This window comes from Rhodobacter sp. CZR27 (genome assembly GCF_002407205.1).
GTDB lineage: Bacteria > Pseudomonadota > Alphaproteobacteria > Rhodobacterales > Rhodobacteraceae > Cereibacter_A.
Genome location: NZ_CP023549.1, coordinates 153,222 through 171,580, shown reverse-complemented (window position 1 = coordinate 171,580; position 18,359 = coordinate 153,222). Strand labels below are relative to the sequence as shown.

The following is an 18,359-nucleotide window of genomic DNA, read 5'->3' as shown; positions in this document are numbered from 1 at the left end:
GACGGCTAAGGCCCTTCTACTCTCGACGAAGCATCGGAGAAATTCCCCCCATCCGGCTGATCCTGCCGAACGTTGAGTTGGGTCTTGCACGGGATCATACTGCAGTCATTTCCAAGGTTCTGTGAGGTTGCCATGATTTCGTTCCTGTCTCGGCTCCCGTTGTTCATGTCCGGATCCGGCCCTGGCAACCGCTTGCACTCCCCCCTCGAGATTGTCCCGCCCCTGCCCGGACGAGTGTCCGTCTCGACCATCGTCGAGGGCACTTCAGACAACGATACCCTGACCGGCACCACCTCCGACGACGGGATGTACGGCCGCGACGGGAACGACCTGCTCGACGGCCTCGAGGGTGCCGACTGGCTGTCTGGAGGTGCAGGCGACGACACGATCCTTGGCGGGACAGGCGCCGACACGCTGTCCGGTGGTGACGGCGAGGACTGGTTGCGGGTCGACAGCGTGCAAGACCGCGGACGGGGCGGCGCCGGGACCGATCGGCTCAGCCTGGTGCTCGCAGAAGAGACGAGAAGCTTGCAGGTGGTGGCCGAGGAAGGCCGCGTCTGGGTCGATGGGGTTCTGATCGCCGACAGTGTCGAGCGTGTCGAAGCGACCCTTGGCGCAGGCGACGACACGTTCGCCGCCAAGCAGCTCGCCTGGAACAGCTACCCGGATTTCGGCACCCTGGACGGCGGCGCCGGCACGGACCGGCTGATCCTCGACTTCTCCGGGCCGAGGGCGGGCGCGACCGCGAGCTTCGGCCTCTACATCGACCTCCTCGCGACGTGGACCTACAACAGCATCCCTCTTCCGGACGGAACGATGGCCTCGTTCCGGATCATCGGCTTCGAGTCGGCCGCCATTGTCGGGACCGATGCCGGCGACACCATCGGCGGGACGAACGGCAATGACTTGCTCCGGGGAGGCAAGGGCAGCGACTCGCTGGATGGACGCGGCGGCGACGACAGGCTCGAAGGTGGCGCGGGAAACGATGGCCTCTCCCTCGGCGGCACCGGCTCGGCCTGGGGCGGATCGGGCGACGACACCCTCATCTGCAGTTCGGGCGTTGCCTACGGGGGAAGCGGCCGCGACACGCTGCAAGGCAGAGGCGGGGCCACGCTGGCCGGTGGAGCGGACGATGACCTCTACAATGTCAACGCCTTCGACGGACCGCCCCGGATCGTGGAGCGCCACGACGGCGGCATCGACACGGTCAGTTCCTTCGGCGGCTGGACCCTGGCCGCCAACGTCGAGAACCTGAACGTCGTCTACAAGTTCAACGGCGGCGCGAGCGCCATCGGCAACGCCTGCGACAACCGCATCACGACGATTGGTAGCCCCGACCTGCTGAACGGGCGTGAAGGGGCGGACACGCTGGAAGCCGGCGACGGCAACGACACGCTTTCTGGCGGCAAGGGCAACGACGTGCTCCTGGGCGGCAGCGGTAACGACACCTTCGTCTTCGGCGCTGCGCCTGGGCTGCGCCATGCCGACTACATCCAGGGCTTCGAAGGCGGCATCGACGTGATCGAGCTTGACGGCGCCCTCTTCACGGGGCTTCCCGCGGGAACGCTGGATGCGCATGCCTTCGCCGCCAATACCACGGGACGTGCCGCCGATGCGGACGACCGCATCATCCACGAGACGGACAGCGGTGTGCTCTGGTTCGATCCGGATGGCAGCGGATCATGCGGCCGGCTGCAGGTTGCGCTGCTGGTTCCGTCCGCAGGAGCACCGACGCTGTCGGCGACGGACATCTTCATTGTCTAGCCCTAATCTTGCAGCAAGGTGAGCGCCCATCGCTTCGCGCGCCACGGCAACCGAGCGGGCTGGGAGCCTTTCACGAATTCGGGTCGTTTGTGCAATTCTGGTTAACCCTCAGCCCGAGTTCTTCTCGGAACCTCAGCCAATCAGGTCCTGCCACTGGCGCGCGCCGTGCAGCACGCGGACGATCTCGGCGTCGCCATCGACTGCCCAGTAAAGCACCAGATAACGCCCCACCGGAAGCAGCCGGAGGTCGGGGCGCTGAACCCCCGTGCCCGGCATGTCGCCGAGGAGTTCGAAACGCTCCTCCAGTCCGTCGAGCCATCGAAGAGCCGCCTGCGGACTGTCGAGGGCAATGAAGTCGGCGATTTCCTGCAGATCCGCCGCGGCGGCGGGCAGGATGCGATAGCCCATCAGCCGGGATCGCGCGTCGCCAGCCGGGTCCGAATGGTCTCGAGGGTCGCCGGACCATCCAGAGCGTCACCGCTGGAAAGCCCGTAATCCCACTGGCGGCGCAACTCCTCGATGGCTGCGCTGCGCTGAAGCCGGCGTTGCCGCCAGTCGCGCAGTGCTTCCCGCATCACTTCGCTGACGGACGCATATTCCCCGGTTTCCACCGCACCCCGCAGGGCCGCCGCCAGTTCCGGCGTAAGGGCAACGCTGAGCTTCTCGACGTTCGGCATGGGCTCCTCCACGCGCATGATGGAATGGTAGGCATTCTTACCACCACGATCAAGGCTTCGGTCGGCGTTGTTGCAGAAAGCCGCCTTGAGGCGTGACTTCCCCTTTCCCCCCGGGACGTCAGTCGACGCGGACGATCTCGGCGGTGCCGAGGGCGTTGAAGCGGTTCATGAGAGCGACGCGGATGTGGATCTCGGCGGTCTGACGGTCGGGGGTGAGCCATTGGAACGCCATTGGTCCGAGAGACAGTGGCGAACGCCATGATGCGTTCACCTAAGGCCTTGAGCCGAGCCGGTGAGCGCCACCGGTTCGAGCGAACCGGCGAGGGCATCTTCGCCTCGATCCGGCTGCGGGCGTGGTAGCCCGTCCATCGCTTCCAGAACGCCCGGCCATAGTGACGGGTGGCGCGCAGGGTCTCGTTTCCGGCCCGGGCGGCGGGGCCATCTTCCTTCCATGGTCGGCCGTTCCTGCGGATCGGTATGACGGCTGTGGCGCGGCGCTCGACGATGGCCGTGTGGCAGCGTCGCGTGTCATAGGCGCCGTCGCCGGTCACGGTGCCGATCTCCTCATCCTCGGGGATCTGGTCCAGCAGCTCGGGCAGGACAGGGCTGTCGCCGTCGCGGCTGGGGGTGAATTCGACGGCGCGGATGTCGGACGTGGTCCCATCCATGGCCAGATGCACCTTGCGCCATTGGCGCCGGCCCTGCGCCCCATGCTTGCGGACCTGCCATTCCCGTTCGGCAGGCTTACGCATTCGGGGCTGGAACGATCCACTGGATCGTTCCCGATTGCCCCTCATCACTGGCGCCACGGTCCTGCCTCACCCAAGGAACTTGATCCCGGTGCTGTCGACCAGCAGGTTCAGCGGGCCGGCGGCGCAGCGGTACGGGATGTGGACAGCCAAGGACGTCTGCCGCCGGCAGAGGGTGGAATAGTCCGGAACCGGCCAATCCAGCCCGGCCAGGCGCAGGAGGCTGGCCACCATCCCGGCGGTCTGCCTCAGCGGCAGCCGGAACCAGGGCTCCGCCCGTTCAGGGCTGAAAACGGTCCTCAGGACCGTTTTCCGGGCGCCCTTCACCCTTGATCGACAGGCAGAACTGGATCGCCGCATCCGAGAACAGCGGCGGCCGCCCAGGCCTGCCCTCAGGTGGCGCGAGCCAGGCCATCTCCCTGTCCAGCCAGATCAGCAGCGACCCGCGCCTCCGGAGCGCCTGGTTGTAGGTGGACCAGTTCGTCGTGCGATGGCGGGGGCGTGCAGGCTTCGTCATGCTTCCCGTCTAACGCCATGGAGTCGTGACGTGAATCCTTCCGGGCGGAAGTTCTGCAACAATGCCCGAGGAACGAGGAGCGAGTCATTCCGCGATCCCAATGAGTATCAACTCGGAGTTCGCACAGGCATTTTCAGCACAGGGCCGAGGACTGTCTTAAACAAGCGGATTTCGGCTGAGCGGCTTGCAGGTGCAGCATCGTTCAGGACGCGCCACGCCAACCGATGCTGTCACAAGCGGTTTCAAATTAACGAGGCCGCGGAGAGGACGTCCCCGCGGATACCCCCGGCTTTCCGGCGTGGTCAGGGGAGTTCGAAAGCCGCCACCCGCTCGATGAACCAGAAGGTCGCCACGGTTCCGATACCATAGGACGCCGCATCAAGAAGCGGCAGGGCGTCGAGTCTCCGGAGCTTCCTGCCGATCCAGACCAGCGACATGACCATTCCCACGAACAGCAGTTGCCCTGCTTCGACGCCCAGGTTGAAGGCCAGAAGCGCAAGGGGCACATCGGTCTGCGGCAGGCCGGTTTCCTTCAGCGCACCGGCAAATCCGAAGCCGTGAAGCAGGCCGAACGAAAACGCGACGAGCCAGGGGTACGCCGCGGACAGCCGCTGCTCGCCGGGCCGCGTCTTGAGCAGCTCGCGGGCGACGAAGGCGATGCTGAGGGCGATTGCCGCCTCGACCGGAGCCTGCGGCAGGCTGAACCAGCCGAGCGTCGAGCCCGCCAGTGTCAGGCTGTGCGCGACGGTGAAGGCGGTGATGGTCTTGATCAGCATCCGGATGCCCCGGATCAGCAGGACCAGGGCCAGTACGAACAGCAGGTGGTCGATGCCCGCAAGGATATGCTCGACCCCGAGCCCGAAGTAGGTCGCGGCGACCCTGAGCGGGGTCTGCCCGCCCGCGATGCGGAAGGCGGGCGCATCGGGCTTCAGGTGGGCGACCTCGGTCGTCCCGTCGGCATGCGCGATCCGCACCAGGGCGTCGGTCAGCGTCGCCTCGAGGCCGTCGATCGAGACGAGACCGCCCTTCAGGCCGCCGACGCAGTCCGCCGACCAGCGTTCGACATGGGCGCTTCCGACGATCTCCCGCGTCGGCTCAGCGTCCGCGATGCAGGCTTCGGGAAGTCTCGCCTGGATGGCCAGACGAAGTTCGCCCCGCGCCGGGACCTTCCACATCACGTCGACCCTGCCCGGCACGACCTCGCGCAGGTCGAGGTAGGCGGGACGGGTCTCATGCGCCAGCGCCGGAGCCGACCAGAGCGCCTGCGCGATCGCGATGACGGCAACGGCCCCAGGACGCCTCATGGCGGAGCCGCCGGTTGCGGAAGGTCGATGACGACGTCGTGCCGGGCAAGGAGGTCGCCCAGATGCTCCTGCAGGGCGTTCCGGGTCCGTTCGTTCGTCCATTCCCGCGCGACGATGGCGTGGATTTCGTCCAGCCGGGGCCGCCGGGCATCCTGCCGTTCCGTGACGCGCACGAGATGCTTCCCGTAGGCCGACGTCAGCGGCCCGACCCAAGCGCCGGGTTCCGCCCCTGCCATCGCAGCCGCAAAGCCCGGACCGAAGGTGCCGTCGATCCCGGCGGCGTCCGAGGGCGGCAGTAATGCAGGCAGCAGCGTGGGATCGCCAAACCCCGCGGGGTCGGCAGCCGGATCGGCCTGCAACGCCGCGAGCATCACCTGCGCATCCGCTTCGATTCGGTCGCCGTGAGCCTGTGGGCTGAGAAAGACCTGCTCGAATCCGACCATCGCGCCGGTGTCGAAGGCGTCGGGATGCGCGTCGAGGTAGGCCTGCAACTCGGTATCCGTGGGAGCCTGCGCCTCCACCTCGGCAGCGATCAGGAATTCCATCTTCTGCCTCAGGCGGCGGCGGATCACCGTGTCGTCCTGATCGAGGCCGAGCGTCACCGCCTCCCGCACGAAGAGTTCCTCCGCGACGTGATCGTCGATCAACAGCTTCAGCTCCTCCGCCGTCGGCGGGCGCATCCGGGTCCGGGTAAAGATCGCTTCCATCTGCTCGATCTTGTGGGCGGAGACGACGATCCTCCCCCCCACGTCCTCGGCAGGGGACGCAACCAGGCGGTGGAATGCGAACACCGCCAGCGCCAGCACCAGGAAATGCAGCAGCGGCTCCCGCATCAGCCGCTTCGGCAGGGCCGCGTCGCCCCATGTCTGAAGCGTCCGCGAACCGGGCGGATGCCTCGCTGGCGAACCTTCGCCCATGCTCAGGGCGTGTACCAGATCGGCGAAGTGTAAGCGCGTTCGGTCACGGTCATCTCCGATCCGTCCAGAGGCTTTGTGGCGAACCGCTTCGCGTCATAGGCGGTCCAGCGCGGCGTGGGGATCTCGATCACCCGGCCGTAGTAGAAGGCGCGCTGGTCGGGATCGAAATCCGGATCCTTCCACACGGCAATCAGTTCGGGCGCGCCGATGGTGTTCGTCCAGGTCGCGTTCGCGACATCCACGGTACTGCCGACCGGGGGCAACTTGCCATCGGCACCGGGCGTCCGGTCGTCGCTCCAGGCCACGTCATGCACCTGTTCGTGCGTCTGGCCCTGATCGTCGAGCCAGCCCTTCACGATCTGGTAGCGGTCGAGGTTGCCGCCGAGAGGGTCCTTGAGCGCCGCCACGAGGAAGGTCGGAACCTTGCCGTCGGGCGCCGCCGTCAGGTCGCCGCCCATCGGAACGCCCTTGGAATAACCGATGGCGCCCGGGTTGCGGCTGGTGGCGTCCGCCGGATCGAAATCCCAGCCGCCGAAGAACCGCACGGCCATGCGCGACCCGGTCGTCCCATAGGTTTCCTTGCGCTGCATCGCGTCCCAGATCGCCTCGCGGGTGTTCTCGGTCGCCCAGACGGCGGCATAGCCCGAGGCGCTCACCTGCCAGTCCATCACCTTGATCCGGGTTTGCGGGTTGTCGACGAAGGTTGCACTCAGGCGATGCGGGCTCGGCTCCTGCGGGGTGGTCTTGCCAAAGAAGTTGTCCTCTTCCACGGCGGCCAGCCCGGTATGGGCATCGGTGCTGCCGATCATCCCGAACTTGTAGGGGTTCGTGCCCAGGTCGGCCTCGAGCTTCAGCCCGTTGCGCAAGGCCGAACGCGCGTACTCGAACTCCAGCATGTCGGGCGTCTTGCGTACCGAGGCGTCGAGGTTGCCGAAATCCCACCGCTCGAAGTTCGCGAACTCGTCGTTCGGGGACAGAAGCGGATGTGTCTCGCCGTCTCCCTTGGTCTGGGTCGCCTCGTAGAGCCGCTCCCACCTCGCGCGCGTCTCGACGTACTCCTGATCGACCGGGCGGCCCGTGAAGGACTCGATCAGCGGAAACATCCGCCCGTTCGACAGGTTGCCGTTGTGCGCGATGGCCAGGACGTCGCCGCCCGTCTTGTCCTCGTAGGCCTGCATCCACGTCCAGAGATCGCGCGGATTGTCGCTGCCGAGCGGCGCCATCGTGGTATAGGGCACGACCTGACCCGCCTTGTCGCCGCCATCGCGGAAGATCACGTTGCGGTGCAGGTTGTTGCCGCCCGTGTTCGAGGTCCATTCATAGCCGATGAAGGCCGTGAAGCGGCCAGGGTCGTTGTATTCCTCGGAAGCGGCGATCGTATCCTGCCAGGCCAGCTTGTAGGGGCGCGTGTCGGGTCCGTAGATCATCGACTTTGGAAGGGCCCCCGCGCCAAAGGCCTTGATGATCTCCAGCGCAGCGGTGCCGCCCTGTCCTGCCATGATCATGTCGTACCAGGTACGTGCCTGCGGGTCGGCAAGGACTTCCGGCTTTCCCGCGTAGAGGTCTGGGAACATGCCCATGTTGTCGGAATGGTCAGCCACCACCAGGAAGTCGAGCGGTCGCGAGAGCTTCACCGGCTGACCGCTGGACGAGGTGATCTCCTCGCCCCGCGCCAGCCGGTAGGCGTACCTCGGAGTGATCCGGGCGCCGAAGGTTCCGGCATCGAAGGACGCCGCCGTGTGCAGATGCGTGTCGCCGAAGAGCGGCCGCATCGGAAAGGCGCGCCCCGCATAGGGGGAATAGGCGGGCTCGGCCTTGAAGGAGCGCTCGGCCTTCTCAGGCGTCAGCGTTCCCACGTCATCGTCGGCACGTGCCGCCAGACCGAGACACAACGCAGCCATCGGGACAACAGCAAGAATGAAGACACGGCCTCGCGGCAACGACCAATCGCTCGATCTCATGTTGGCACCATCAATCACCCGGTGGCAGATTGAACATCAAACGGCCCTCAAAAACAATCCGCGCGCCCTTGCATTTTATCATCCCGGTTTGTTTCGATGGGTGGAGCGGCTTGGTCGACTGGACGAGAGCAGTTTCGATTGAGCGAACTGGCTTGATCCGTTGGGAGGCTGGTTCAGACAAATGTACGCCAACATGCAGTGCCCGCATTGTGGAACTGCCATCGTCACCGGCTTCCGCGTGTGCCGGGGACGCGGGGCCGAGGCGCGGCGGCCAGCGGGCGGGTTGCTCTTCGGCGTGTTCGGACTGGCCTGGATTGCCCGATCGCCTTCTACAGCTCGACCGGCGGCGGATGCTGACGGCGGTGGCCGTCCCGGGCCTGATGTGGTGGTCAGCGGGGATCCGCTGGTATCGGTGAGCGCTCCCTCGCCTCGCGTCCGGCAGCGGGGGCTGTCTGCCCCCGATCGGCCGACGGCCCATCTCCCCCAAGGATGCTTCGGGAAGGTGAGCTTAGGCGGGTTTGAGGGCCGGCCCGCGGTTCAGGCCGCGGGGCGCCTTGGCGAATTGTCTCCCGCACGGACAGCGAGGGCGGCCGGAGGGGGACGCTGCGCCATGCTCATCGCCCGCGCTGACGCTGGATGAAGATCACTCGGTTGACCTTAAGCTCGAACCACCGGGGCCGCCCGGGGCATGGAACGGCCATCTGGCTTGCGTCAACCCGCAGTGGATGGCGCCCTGACCTGCGAGGCACGGTCACGTCCGTCAAGCTGGTGCAATTTTTTCCGGATGGCCTGAGGGCATGATCAGGCGGCTTTCGTGGTTATGCTGAGAATGGGGTCAATCTCCTCGGTGTCGATCCGGGCGAAGGCCTCGACCATCATGTAGCGGCTCGAGGTCTGCCATTCGTCGTTCTGCTCGAAGAGCACAGCGCCGATCAGGCGCATGATGGATGCCTCGTTCGGGAAGATCCCGACCACGTCGGCGCGCCGCTTCACCTCCTTGTTCAGGCGTTCGATCGGGTTCGTAACCGGTATGAGAGGATCGGGGCCCTTGTTCCGGCTGTCGGCCTTCCCTGCGGGCGGCGTATGCTGCGAGGCGTTGTTGCAGAAAGCCGCCTTGAGGCGTGACTTCCCCTTTCCCCCCGGGACGTCAGTCGACGCGGACGATCTCGGCGGTGCCGAGGGCGTTGAAGCGGTTCATGAGAGCGACGCGGATGTGGATCTCGGCGGTCTGACGGTCGGGGGTGAGCCATTGGAACGCCATTGGTCCGAGAGACAGTGGCGAACGCCATGATGCGTTCACCTAAGGCCTTGAGCCGAGCCGGTGAGCGCCACCGGTTCGAGCGAACCGGCGAGGGCATCTTCGCCTCGATCCGGCTGCGGGCGTGGTAGCCCGTCCATCGCTTCCAGAACGCCCGGCCATAGTGACGGGTGGCGCGCAGGGTCTCGTTTCCGGCCCGGGCGGCGGGGCCATCTTCCTTCCATGGTCGGCCGTTCCTGCGGATCGGTATGACGGCTGTGGCGCGGCGCTCGACGATGGCCGTGTGGCAGCGTCGCGTGTCATAGGCGCCGTCGCCGGTCACGGTGCCGATCTCCTCATCCTCGGGGATCTGGTCCAGCAGCTCGGGCAGGACAGGGCTGTCGCCGTCGCGGCTGGGGGTGAATTCGACGGCGCGGATGTCGGACGTGGTCCCATCCATGGCCAGATGCACCTTGCGCCATTGGCGCCGGCCCTGCGCCCCATGCTTGCGGACCTGCCATTCCCGTTCGGCAGGCTTACGCATTCGGGGCTGGAACGATCCACTGGATCGTTCCCGATTGCCCCTCATCACTGGCGCCACGGTCCTGCCTCACCCAAGGAACTTGATCCCGGTGCTGTCGACCAGCAGGTTCAGCGGGCCGGCGGCGCAGCGGTACGGGATGTGGACAGCCAAGGACGTCTGCCGCCGGCAGAGGGTGGAATAGTCCGGAACCGGCCAATCCAGCCCGGCCAGGCGCAGGAGGCTGGCCACCATCCCGGCGGTCTGCCTCAGCGGCAGCCGGAACCAGGGCTCCGCCCGTTCAGGGCTGAAAACGGTCCTCAGGACCGTTTTCCGGGCGCCCTTCACCCTTGATCGACAGGCAGAACTGGATCGCCGCATCCGAGAACAGCGGCGGCCGCCCAGGCCTGCCCTCAGGTGGCGCGAGCCAGGCCATCTCCCTGTCCAGCCAGATCAGCAGCGACCCGCGCCTCCGGAGCGCCTGGTTGTAGGTGGACCAGTTCGTCGTGCGATGGCGGGGGCGTGCAGGCTTCGTCATGCTACCCGTCTAACGCCATGGAGCCGTGACGTGAATCCTTCCGGGCGGAAGTTCTGCAACAATGCCATGCTGAACAGGGTCCGTCCGGTCGTGCATCGTGGCGGTCAGGCATTCGTCTGCCGACGAGAGCTATCCTGCATTTGCTCCACGACCCTACTCGAAATAGACGCTTGCCGCAGCACAGTACTGGGTGGAGCATGAGCTTATGATCAGCGACCTGGTATCATTGACCTACAGAAGCCGCCTCGGCCTCGCCGATCCGGCGGCAGGCATCCTCCGCATCTTGCAGGCGAGCCGGGTGCGAAACCCGCGGCTCGGCATCACGGGGATCCTGCTCTACAACGGCTTTCACTTCGTCCAGACGATCGAGGGGCCGCGAGCCACCTGCAACGAACTGTTCGCGCAGATCTCGAAGGATCCGCGGCATTCGCAGATCGTTGCCTTTGGGCTGACAAAGCTCGAACAAAGGCTGTTTCCAGATTGGTCCATGCGCCTGATCTCGCGGACCGAACTGCGTGAAACCATGCCCGAACTGAAGCTGCTTGACCTGAAGGAGCCCGAGGACATCGAGCGGCTTCACGGCCGGATCCTCGCCAGCCTCTCAGCGCCGGGCGAGAGCGAATAGCTGTTCTTGACCGGAAGGGGCATTGTTGCAGAACTTCCGCCCGGAAGGATTCACGTCACGGCTCCATGGCGTTAGACGGGTAGCATGACGAAGCCTGCACGCCCCCGCCATCGCACGACGAACTGGTCCACCTACAACCAGGCGCTCCGGAGGCGCGGGTCGCTGCTGATCTGGCTGGACAGGGAGATGGCCTGGCTCGCGCCACCTGAGGGCAGGCCTGGGCGGCCGCCGCTGTTCTCGGATGCGGCGATCCAGTTCTGCCTGTCGATCAAGGGTGAAGGGCGCCCGGAAAACGGTCCTGAGGACCGTTTTCAGCCCTGAACGGGCGGAGCCCTGGTTCCGGCTGCCGCTGAGGCAGACCGCCGGGATGGTGGCCAGCCTCCTGCGCCTGGCCGGGCTGGATTGGCCGGTTCCGGACTATTCCACCCTCTGCCGGCGGCAGACGTCCTTGGCTGTCCACATCCCGTACCGCTGCGCCGCCGGCCCGCTGAACCTGCTGGTCGACAGCACCGGGATCAAGTTCCTTGGGTGAGGCAGGACCGTGGCGCCAGTGATGAGGGGCAATCGGGAACGATCCAGTGGATCGTTCCAGCCCCGAATGCGTAAGCCTGCCGAACGGGAATGGCAGGTCCGCAAGCATGGGGCGCAGGGCCGGCGCCAATGGCGCAAGGTGCATCTGGCCATGGATGGGACCACGTCCGACATCCGCGCCGTCGAATTCACCCCCAGCCGCGACGGCGACAGCCCTGTCCTGCCCGAGCTGCTGGACCAGATCCCCGAGGATGAGGAGATCGGCACCGTGACCGGCGACGGCGCCTATGACACGCGACGCTGCCACACGGCCATCGTCGAGCGCCGCGCCACAGCCGTCATACCGATCCGCAGGAACGGCCGACCATGGAAGGAAGATGGCCCCGCCGCCCGGGCCGGAAACGAGACCCTGCGCGCCACCCGTCACTATGGCCGGGCGTTCTGGAAGCGATGGACGGGCTACCACGCCCGCAGCCGGATCGAGGCGAAGATGCCCTCGCCGGTTCGCTCGAACCGGTGGCGCTCACCGGCTCGGCTCAAGGCCTTAGGTGAACGCATCATGGCGTTCGCCACTGTCTCTCGGACCAATGGCGTTCCAATGGCTCACCCCCGACCGTCAGACCGCCGAGATCCACATCCGCGTCGCTCTCATGAACCGCTTCAACGCCCTCGGCACCGCCGAGATCGTCCGCGTCGACTGACGTCCCGGGGGGAAAGGGGAAGTCACGCCTCAAGGCGGCTTTCTGCAACAACGCCCGTCTGGGTCGCCGGTGCTCAACCCGCGAATTTAGGAAGACGACGGTCATGCGCTGGACAAACTTCGCAGCCATTGAGGCGGCCTGGCGGGCCTGACGGGTGCGCTGACCGGATGAGGGTCCGCTAACTGCGGAACCTTGTGCGACGGTCCTTGAATCTGCCCGATCCGACCCAGGGAGAGGGCCTGCACCGGGCCGCCGGCCCCCCCCCCCGGACTGTCGCCCGTGCCCGGCCCGTCAGAAATCCCAGGTCTCGGTCCCAGCCTGGAAGAACGTCCTGTCCGCGCCGTTGGCCTCGCCGTTCAGCCTGACCTCGTCCACGTACAGGTTGCGGTCGCGGCCGGGCCCGGCGTAACGGTCCTCGAGGAACCTGACGCCGACCTGGTCGCTGCCGTCGAGGTCCCAGTCGCCCGTGAAGGTGAGCGTCTGCCACTCCCCCGCCGCGTGGTCCGCCGTGACGATCGTGGACGGGGCGACCGTCACGCCGTTGACGAGGAGCGCGAACGCGGGGTCGCCCTCCCACGCGTCGCCGCTCACCCGGACCGACACGGTGTCGGGGGCCGTGCCGCCCGTCGGGGCTCCGGACCGGACGAGCACGAAGTTGTCCACGAGGGCGCCCAGGCCGTCGCCGCCCTGGGAGGCCACCTCGCGGATGATGAGCCGGTCCGTGCCGGCCGCGCCGGTGACGGTGGTCGTGAACGTGCCCCAGTCCGTCCCGGGCGTGGCCGTGGCCACGACCCGGTCGTTCCACACCACCTCGACGCCCTGGCTCGAGGCGGGCGCGCCGGGGCGCGCGCGCAGGTCGAAGCTCAGCGTGTGGGCCTGGCCCGTGGCGGCGTCGACGTCCTGAAAGAAGCCGTCGCGCGCGCCCTGGACGTCGAGCTCGACGAACTGCGAGCCGTTCGTGGCGGTCACGCCGCGGTGGGCGTCCCACACCTCCATGCGCCCGCCCGCGATGGCCGTCCAGCCGGCGGTCGAGCCGAGCTCGGCCCACTGCCCGGTCGCGACGGAAGGCCCCTCGAAGGACGCGTCCCTCAGGAGGTTGCCGGCTGCCGGCGGGGGGGGCGTGGGCGCGGGCGCGTCGCCCATGTCGGGCGCCTTGCCGCCCGTCGGGGCTCCGGACCGGACGAGCACGAAGTCGTCCAGGAGGGCGCCCAGGCCGTCGCCGCCCTGGGAGGCCACCTCGCGGATGATGAGCCGGTCCGTGCCGGCCGCGCCGGTGACGGTGGTCGTGAACGTGCCCCAGTCCGTCCCGGGCGTGGCCGTGGCCACGACCCGGTCGTTCCACACCACCTCGACGCCCTGGCTCGAGACGGGCGCGCCGGGGCGCGCGCGCAGGTCGAAACTCAGCGTGTAGGCCTCGCCCGTGGCGGCGTCGACGTCCTGAAAGAAGCCGTCGTGCGCGCTATGGAAGTCGAGCTCGACGAACTGCGAGCCGTTCGTGGCGGTCACGCCGCCGTGGGCGTCCCACACCTCCATGCGCCCGCCCGCGATGGCCGTCCAGCCGGCGGTCGAGCCGAGCTCGGCCCACTGCCCGGTCGCGACGGAGGGCCCCTCGAAGGACGCGTCCCTCAGGAGGTTGCCGGCTACCGGCGCGGAGGGCGTGGGCGCGGGCGCGTCGCCCTTCAGCCAGTCCAGGCGCGTGGCGAAGTCCGCCAACCAGGCCGAGCGGTCCTCGTAGACCGTCATGGCGCCGTCGGTGTCGGGCCGGTCGAAGTCGAGCGCGTCGTCGGGGTTGTCGGTGTAGTAGCGCCCCGGGCCGCCCGACGGCCGCTGGACGAACTCGCCGCCCCAGCTTTCCTTTGTGGGGTCGTTCTGATCGCCGCTGAGGAAGCGGAACACCGTGGGGCTGTCGCCCATCTTCACGCCCGAGACGTTGAAGATGTCGCCCGAAAGCTGCGCGAAGAGGTCCCCGAGCGCGCCATGGCCGCGCGCGTTCGCCTCGTGCCAGCCCTTGATGATGTCCTGCGTCCAGTCGCCCCCGGCCGGGCTGGCGTAGGTGCCCCTGAAGGTTGACAGGTTGTCGACCCACATGTCGAAGGCGCCCTTGAAGTTCGCCTTGATGTAGGCGTAGGCGGCCTCGTCCTGGTCGTCGATGCTGAAGAAGCGGATGTGCGGCGCGATGGACGGGTCGTCGTGGAGGGCCTGCGCGAGGTCGGTCTCGCCGCCCCAGGTCAGCACGTTGAGCACCTCCCCTGCGGCCGCGGCCTTCTTGGTCTCGGCGATAATGGCGCGGGAGGAGTCGGTGGGGCTCGACCAGCCCTGGCCCGGCGCGGTGTCGAGCGCGCCTTGCCAGCTGACGGCCTTCAGCTGCTCGACGGTCTTGAAGTCGCCGCTGCGCGCGGCGAGCTTGGCGTGGTCGAGGCCATAGGTGTCGATGATGCGGTCGATGTCGCCCACGAGGCCGTCCTGGGCGTTCCACTTGGACGGGGTGGCGGCGATGCCGACGATGTTCATCTTGTCTTGGTAGAGCAGCGCATGGATGAGCGACTGGGAGTCGTCCTTCTCCTCGGCGGCGAGCCTGAGGTCGGTCGATATGAAGACTCTGGGCAGTGGCATGGCGGGTGGTATCTCCGTTGTCGTTGCCTAAATCAGACTTGGCTTTGCAAGGCGCATGCCTCTCCGATGATCGCGCCTGGATTTTAAGCAAAAGTTTATCTGGGGTTGTATTCGTCACCACTGGTCGCGCCAAGGTTGCACGGTCTCCGGCGTGGTTTATCCTTTTGAGTTAGGGCAGTAGAATGGCGGCATCAGACAACATGCGCCACCCGCCCATGTGCCTTGGCGGCAACAATCCGCCTAAATTGCGCATGCAATAGCACCGTGGCGCGACTCGGAACGGGGCAGAGGCGATCCGACCGGAGTATCTCTCCAAGGATGAAGGAAGGGTCGGCCGCGACGTCGCATGGTGCGAGGAAGGTGCCGCAGGCACGAGTCTGACCGGACCGAGCCGGAGCGATGTTCAACAGTCTGAGTGAACCCGGATGGCCGAAGCGACCGTCCGGTGGTCTGCCCCTTAGAAAGTGGTTCTCCCGGATGGGCGTTGTTGCAGAAAGGCGGCCTGAGGCTCGACTACGCCTTTCCCCTCAAGGTTCAGGCGACGCGGACGATCTCGGCTGTGCCGAGGGCGGTGAAGCGGTTCATGAGGGCGACGCCGATGTGGATTTCGGCGGACTGGCGGTCGGGGTCTCTCGCGGCGATGCGCTCGCCGAAGGACTTGAGGCAGCGCATCCTGGCTTCGGCGCGGCTGCGGGCGTGGTATCCAGTCCGTCGTTTCCAGAACGCCCGGCCGTAGTGACGCGTAGCGCGCAGCGTTTCGTTGCGGGCCCGGGCGGCCGGGCAGTCCTCCTTCCACGGTCGACCGTTCTTGCGGATCGGGATGATCGCGGTGGCGCCCCGTGCGATGATGGCGCTGTGGCAGCGCCGCGTGTCGTAGGCGCCGTCCGCGGTCACGGCGCTGATGTCTTCGTCTTCGGGGATCTGATCCAGCAGGTCCGGCAGGACGGGGCTGTCGCCTTCCCGGCTGGGAGTGAACTCGACGGCGCGTATGTCGGACGTCTCGGTGTCCATCGTGAGATGCACCTTGCGCCATTGGCGACGCCCTGCACCCCGTGCTTGCGGGCCTGCCATTCGCCGTCGCCGAGAAACTTGATGCCGGTGCTGTCCACCAGCAGGTTCGACGGCCCGTCGGCACGGCGATAGGGGATCTGCACCTGCAGGGTCTTCTGCCTGCGGCACAACGTGGAATAGTCCGGAACAGACCAGTCCGGCCCGGCCAGCCGCAGGAGGCTGGCGACCATCCCGGCGGTCTGCCTGAGCGGCAGCTTGAACAGCACCTTGATCGACAGGCAGAACTGGATCGCCGCATCCGAGAACACCGGCGGGCGGCCCGGGCGGCCCTCACGCGGAGCGTGCCAGGCCATCCCCTTGTCCAGCCAGATCAGCAACGACCCGCGCTTCCGAAGCGCATCGTTGTAGGCGGACCAGTTCGTCGTGCGGTAGCGGGCGGGCTGGGGCTTGCTCATGCCGCCCGTCTAACCGCATGGTTTCGCGTTGTGAATCCTTCGGGGCCAGAGTTCTGCAACAATGCCCTCTTGCGCCAGAACTTCCGTTGCAAACAAATCGACACCGACGACGAGGCTCTCGAAGAGCGCCGTCATTCCCCGATGTTCAAGCGGTCCGCCGGCGAAAATCGCCGCCAGGCGGCGCTGCGCGCGGTCAAGTATGCTCTGGAAATTGCCGCGCGCCAGATCGCGGATGTCCTCGGCCAGGATAGTGCAGACATAGTCCTGCTCTACAACTTCCGGTCTGATGAACCGCGCGGCTTCGTGGGCGTCCGCATATTGCTCGGCGACCAAGAATAGCACCGCCGCCGCGATCGCCGGATGGATGCGATCGCGATCCATCATGGCGACTGAGCCGGCAGCGTCTGTCTGCGCGAGGTCCTGTGCCAGAATTTGATGCGCCGTACCGGCAACGAATGCCGCTGCCCTGCGGTAGGCTCCAGACCCATTGATTTTGGGCGGATCGCGTGATTCAGGCCTCGCAAGGAGACCTGACCGATGAGCAACCTCTACTGGCTGTCCGAGGCGCAAATGGAGCGCCTGAAGCCGTTCCTTCCCAGGAGCCATGGCAAGCCCCGTGTCGACGACCGGCGTGTGTTGAGCGGCATGATCTTCATCAATCGCAATGGCTTGCGGTGGTGCGACGCGCCCAGGGAGTATGGGCCGGCGAAGACCCTCTACAATCGCTGGAAGCGTTGGAGCGAGAACGGAGTCTTCGCCCGGATCATGATGGGCCTGGCGGCCGAGAGAGCCGAGCACAAGACGATCATGATCGACGCGACCTGCCTGAAGGCGCATCGCACGGCCTCCAGCCTGCCGCTGCCAACGTATGGCCCGCCCCGGTGCAAGCGCCGATTGGGTGACAGCGTGATCAGTCTGCACAAACGTACGGCATGTCGGCGCCAGAGCCGCTGCCAAGATGGAGATCCGCGCGTCCCGATCCTCATAAAGGGGCCGGTCTCGGAGACCATTTTTGACCGGAGGCTTTCGAGACGCCGTTCAACTGTCAGGCCATCTTCCTCTCACCACTCGCAGCTTGTCGTGTCCGTCCGAGGACTCGGACGCGTGTTTCGTCAGCCCGCCGCCAACGGCACAGGGTCGTAGATCCGTTCGTGGCGCAGGAGCGCCCAGACAGTTCGGGCCATCTTGGCCGCAAGCGCGACGACGGCGACATTGGGATGAGAACGTGACAGCAGCCCGCGCAACCAGACACCCACGGCGGTGTTTGTCCTCGCCAGTGTCGGCATGGCGGAACGCGCGCCCTGGATCAGCATCTTGCGGAGATAGCGACTGCCCCGCTTCGTGATCCCGAGGAGCCTTGGCCTGCCGCCGGTCGTGGCCTGACGAGGCACGAGACCCAGCCAGGCCGCTAGATCTCGGCCCTTGCCGAAGGTGGCAGCGTTGCCAACCGCGGCCGCCAGCGCGGTCGCATTGAGCACTCCAATGCCCGGAATGCTCGTCAGCCGTCGTGCCCTGTCATCACTTCGGACCATGGCTACAAACTCGGCGTCGAAGGCGGCGATGCGACGGTCCCAGTTCTTCCCGACGCGCGCGCATGTCTCCAAGCAGGAACGCCATGCGTGGGCTCAGGGCGTCGGCGCCATCATCCAGAAGATCGCGCAGCAAGAGCCGCAACCGCCCGTGACCCTGCGCCACGACGTGCCCGCGCTCCAGCAGCAGGCTGCGGATCTGGTTGGTCAGGGAGGTTCGCTCCCCGACCAGACGATCGCGCACCCGGTGCAGCGTCTGAACGTCAAGCTGCTTCTCGCTCTTGAGTTCGACAAAGCGCATGGTCGGACGGGTGGCCGCTTCCGCAATCGCCTCGGCGTCCCGGTCATCGTTCTTCTGTGCCTTGACGTAGGGGCGAACATATTCCGGCGACATCAACCGGATCTCGTGCCCCAGCGCGGCCAGCGCACGACCCATGTGGTGCGCCCCGCAGCACGCTTCCATCGCCATAATGCAAGGTGTCAACCGTGAGGCGAAGGTGATCACCCCATCACGGCGCATCCGCCGTCTCACGACGACCTTGCCGTTGGCATCCAGTCCAACCACGCTGCAGCTGTTCTTGCCCAGATCGATCCCCAGGATCACAATGCTCATGGCTCACTCCTTCCTTCATTCAACACCGCCTGTAGAGCGTCAACCTCCTTGGCCGTGACCGACAACCAGGATGGCCGGTTTTGACCGCTGCGGTCGT

The 18,359-nt window shown here is 66.6% G+C and carries 9 protein-coding genes and 7 pseudogenes; 4 read left to right on the top strand and 12 right to left on the bottom strand.

Annotated elements, in window-relative coordinates; genetic code table 11:
* Positions 1-132 precede the first annotated feature (132 nt).
* A complete protein-coding gene (locus CK951_RS16980; RefSeq protein ID WP_096787437.1) occupies positions 133-1,764 on the top strand; it encodes a calcium-binding protein in 1,632 nt (543 codons plus the stop codon).
* Positions 1,765-1,896: 132 nt separating this feature from the next.
* Here CK951_RS16980 and CK951_RS16975 read toward each other — a convergent pair whose 3' ends face one another.
* The 8 genes and pseudogenes from CK951_RS16975 to CK951_RS16940 all read right to left on the bottom strand — a co-directional run bounded on the left by CK951_RS16975 (position 1,897) and on the right by CK951_RS16940 (position 10,184).
* A complete protein-coding gene (locus CK951_RS16975) occupies positions 1,897-2,172 on the bottom strand; it encodes a type II toxin-antitoxin system RelE/ParE family toxin (protein ID WP_096787436.1) in 276 nt (91 codons plus the stop codon).
* A complete protein-coding gene (locus CK951_RS16970; protein WP_096787435.1) occupies positions 2,172-2,441 on the bottom strand; it encodes a type II toxin-antitoxin system ParD family antitoxin in 270 nt (89 codons plus the stop codon). The genes CK951_RS16975 and CK951_RS16970 overlap by 1 nt, the downstream gene beginning before the upstream one ends.
* Before the next feature lie 118 nt (positions 2,442-2,559).
* Positions 2,560-3,707 (bottom strand): annotated as a pseudogene (locus tag CK951_RS16965) (IS5 family transposase).
* A gap of 302 nt (positions 3,708-4,009) precedes the next feature.
* Positions 4,010-5,011: a HupE/UreJ family protein gene (locus CK951_RS16960; RefSeq protein WP_096787434.1), complete on the bottom strand. Its 1,002-nt coding sequence runs from the start codon at positions 5,009-5,011 to the stop codon at positions 4,010-4,012.
* Entirely contained in the window at positions 5,008-5,844 is an 837-nt protein-coding gene (locus CK951_RS16955) for a peptidyl-prolyl cis-trans isomerase (RefSeq protein WP_157764615.1), read from the bottom strand. The genes CK951_RS16960 and CK951_RS16955 overlap by 4 nt, the downstream gene beginning before the upstream one ends.
* An 86-nt stretch (positions 5,845-5,930) precedes the next feature.
* Complete coding sequence (locus tag CK951_RS16950) at positions 5,931-7,829, bottom strand: DUF3604 domain-containing protein (RefSeq protein WP_096787432.1); 1,899 nt, start codon at positions 7,827-7,829, stop codon at positions 5,931-5,933.
* An 861-nt stretch (positions 7,830-8,690) separates the two neighbouring features.
* Positions 8,691-8,912 (bottom strand): annotated as a pseudogene (locus CK951_RS16945) (transposase); the annotation flags it as partial.
* Between the two features lie 124 nt (positions 8,913-9,036).
* Positions 9,037-10,184: pseudogene (locus CK951_RS16940) on the bottom strand (IS5 family transposase).
* Between the two features lie 205 nt (positions 10,185-10,389).
* On the opposite strand from CK951_RS16940, the gene CK951_RS16935 reads away from it, so the two are divergent.
* Both CK951_RS16935 and CK951_RS16930 read left to right on the top strand, forming a co-directional pair.
* Positions 10,390-10,809 (top strand): BLUF domain-containing protein, encoded by a 420-nt coding sequence (locus tag CK951_RS16935; RefSeq protein ID WP_096787431.1) that lies wholly within the window; start codon positions 10,390-10,392, stop codon positions 10,807-10,809.
* A gap of 84 nt (positions 10,810-10,893) precedes the next feature.
* Positions 10,894-12,041, top strand: a pseudogene (locus tag CK951_RS16930) (IS5 family transposase).
* Between the two features lie 291 nt (positions 12,042-12,332).
* Here CK951_RS16930 and CK951_RS16925 read toward each other — a convergent pair.
* The 3 genes and pseudogenes from CK951_RS16925 to CK951_RS16915 form a co-directional block, all read right to left on the bottom strand.
* Positions 12,333-14,654: a nucleoside hydrolase-like domain-containing protein gene (locus CK951_RS16925; RefSeq protein ID WP_096787430.1), complete on the bottom strand. Its 2,322-nt coding sequence runs from the start codon at positions 14,652-14,654 to the stop codon at positions 12,333-12,335.
* 534 nt (positions 14,655-15,188) lie between these two features.
* Positions 15,189-16,120 (bottom strand): annotated as a pseudogene (locus CK951_RS16920) (IS5 family transposase).
* 9 nt (positions 16,121-16,129) lie between these two features.
* The gene (locus CK951_RS16915) at positions 16,130-16,504 is read right to left on the bottom strand and encodes a hypothetical protein (protein ID WP_096787429.1); all 375 of its coding nucleotides are present in this window, start codon (positions 16,502-16,504) and stop codon (positions 16,130-16,132) included.
* Positions 16,505-16,657: 153 nt separating this feature from the next.
* Between CK951_RS16915 and CK951_RS16910 the strand changes: the two are divergent.
* Positions 16,658-17,002 (top strand): annotated as a pseudogene (locus CK951_RS16910) (transposase); the annotation flags it as partial.
* Positions 17,003-17,232: 230 nt separating this feature from the next.
* On the opposite strand, the pseudogene CK951_RS16905 reads toward CK951_RS16910, so the two are convergent.
* A pseudogene (locus CK951_RS16905) lies at positions 17,233-18,262 on the bottom strand (IS110 family transposase).
* Between the last annotated feature and the right edge of the window lie 97 nt (positions 18,263-18,359).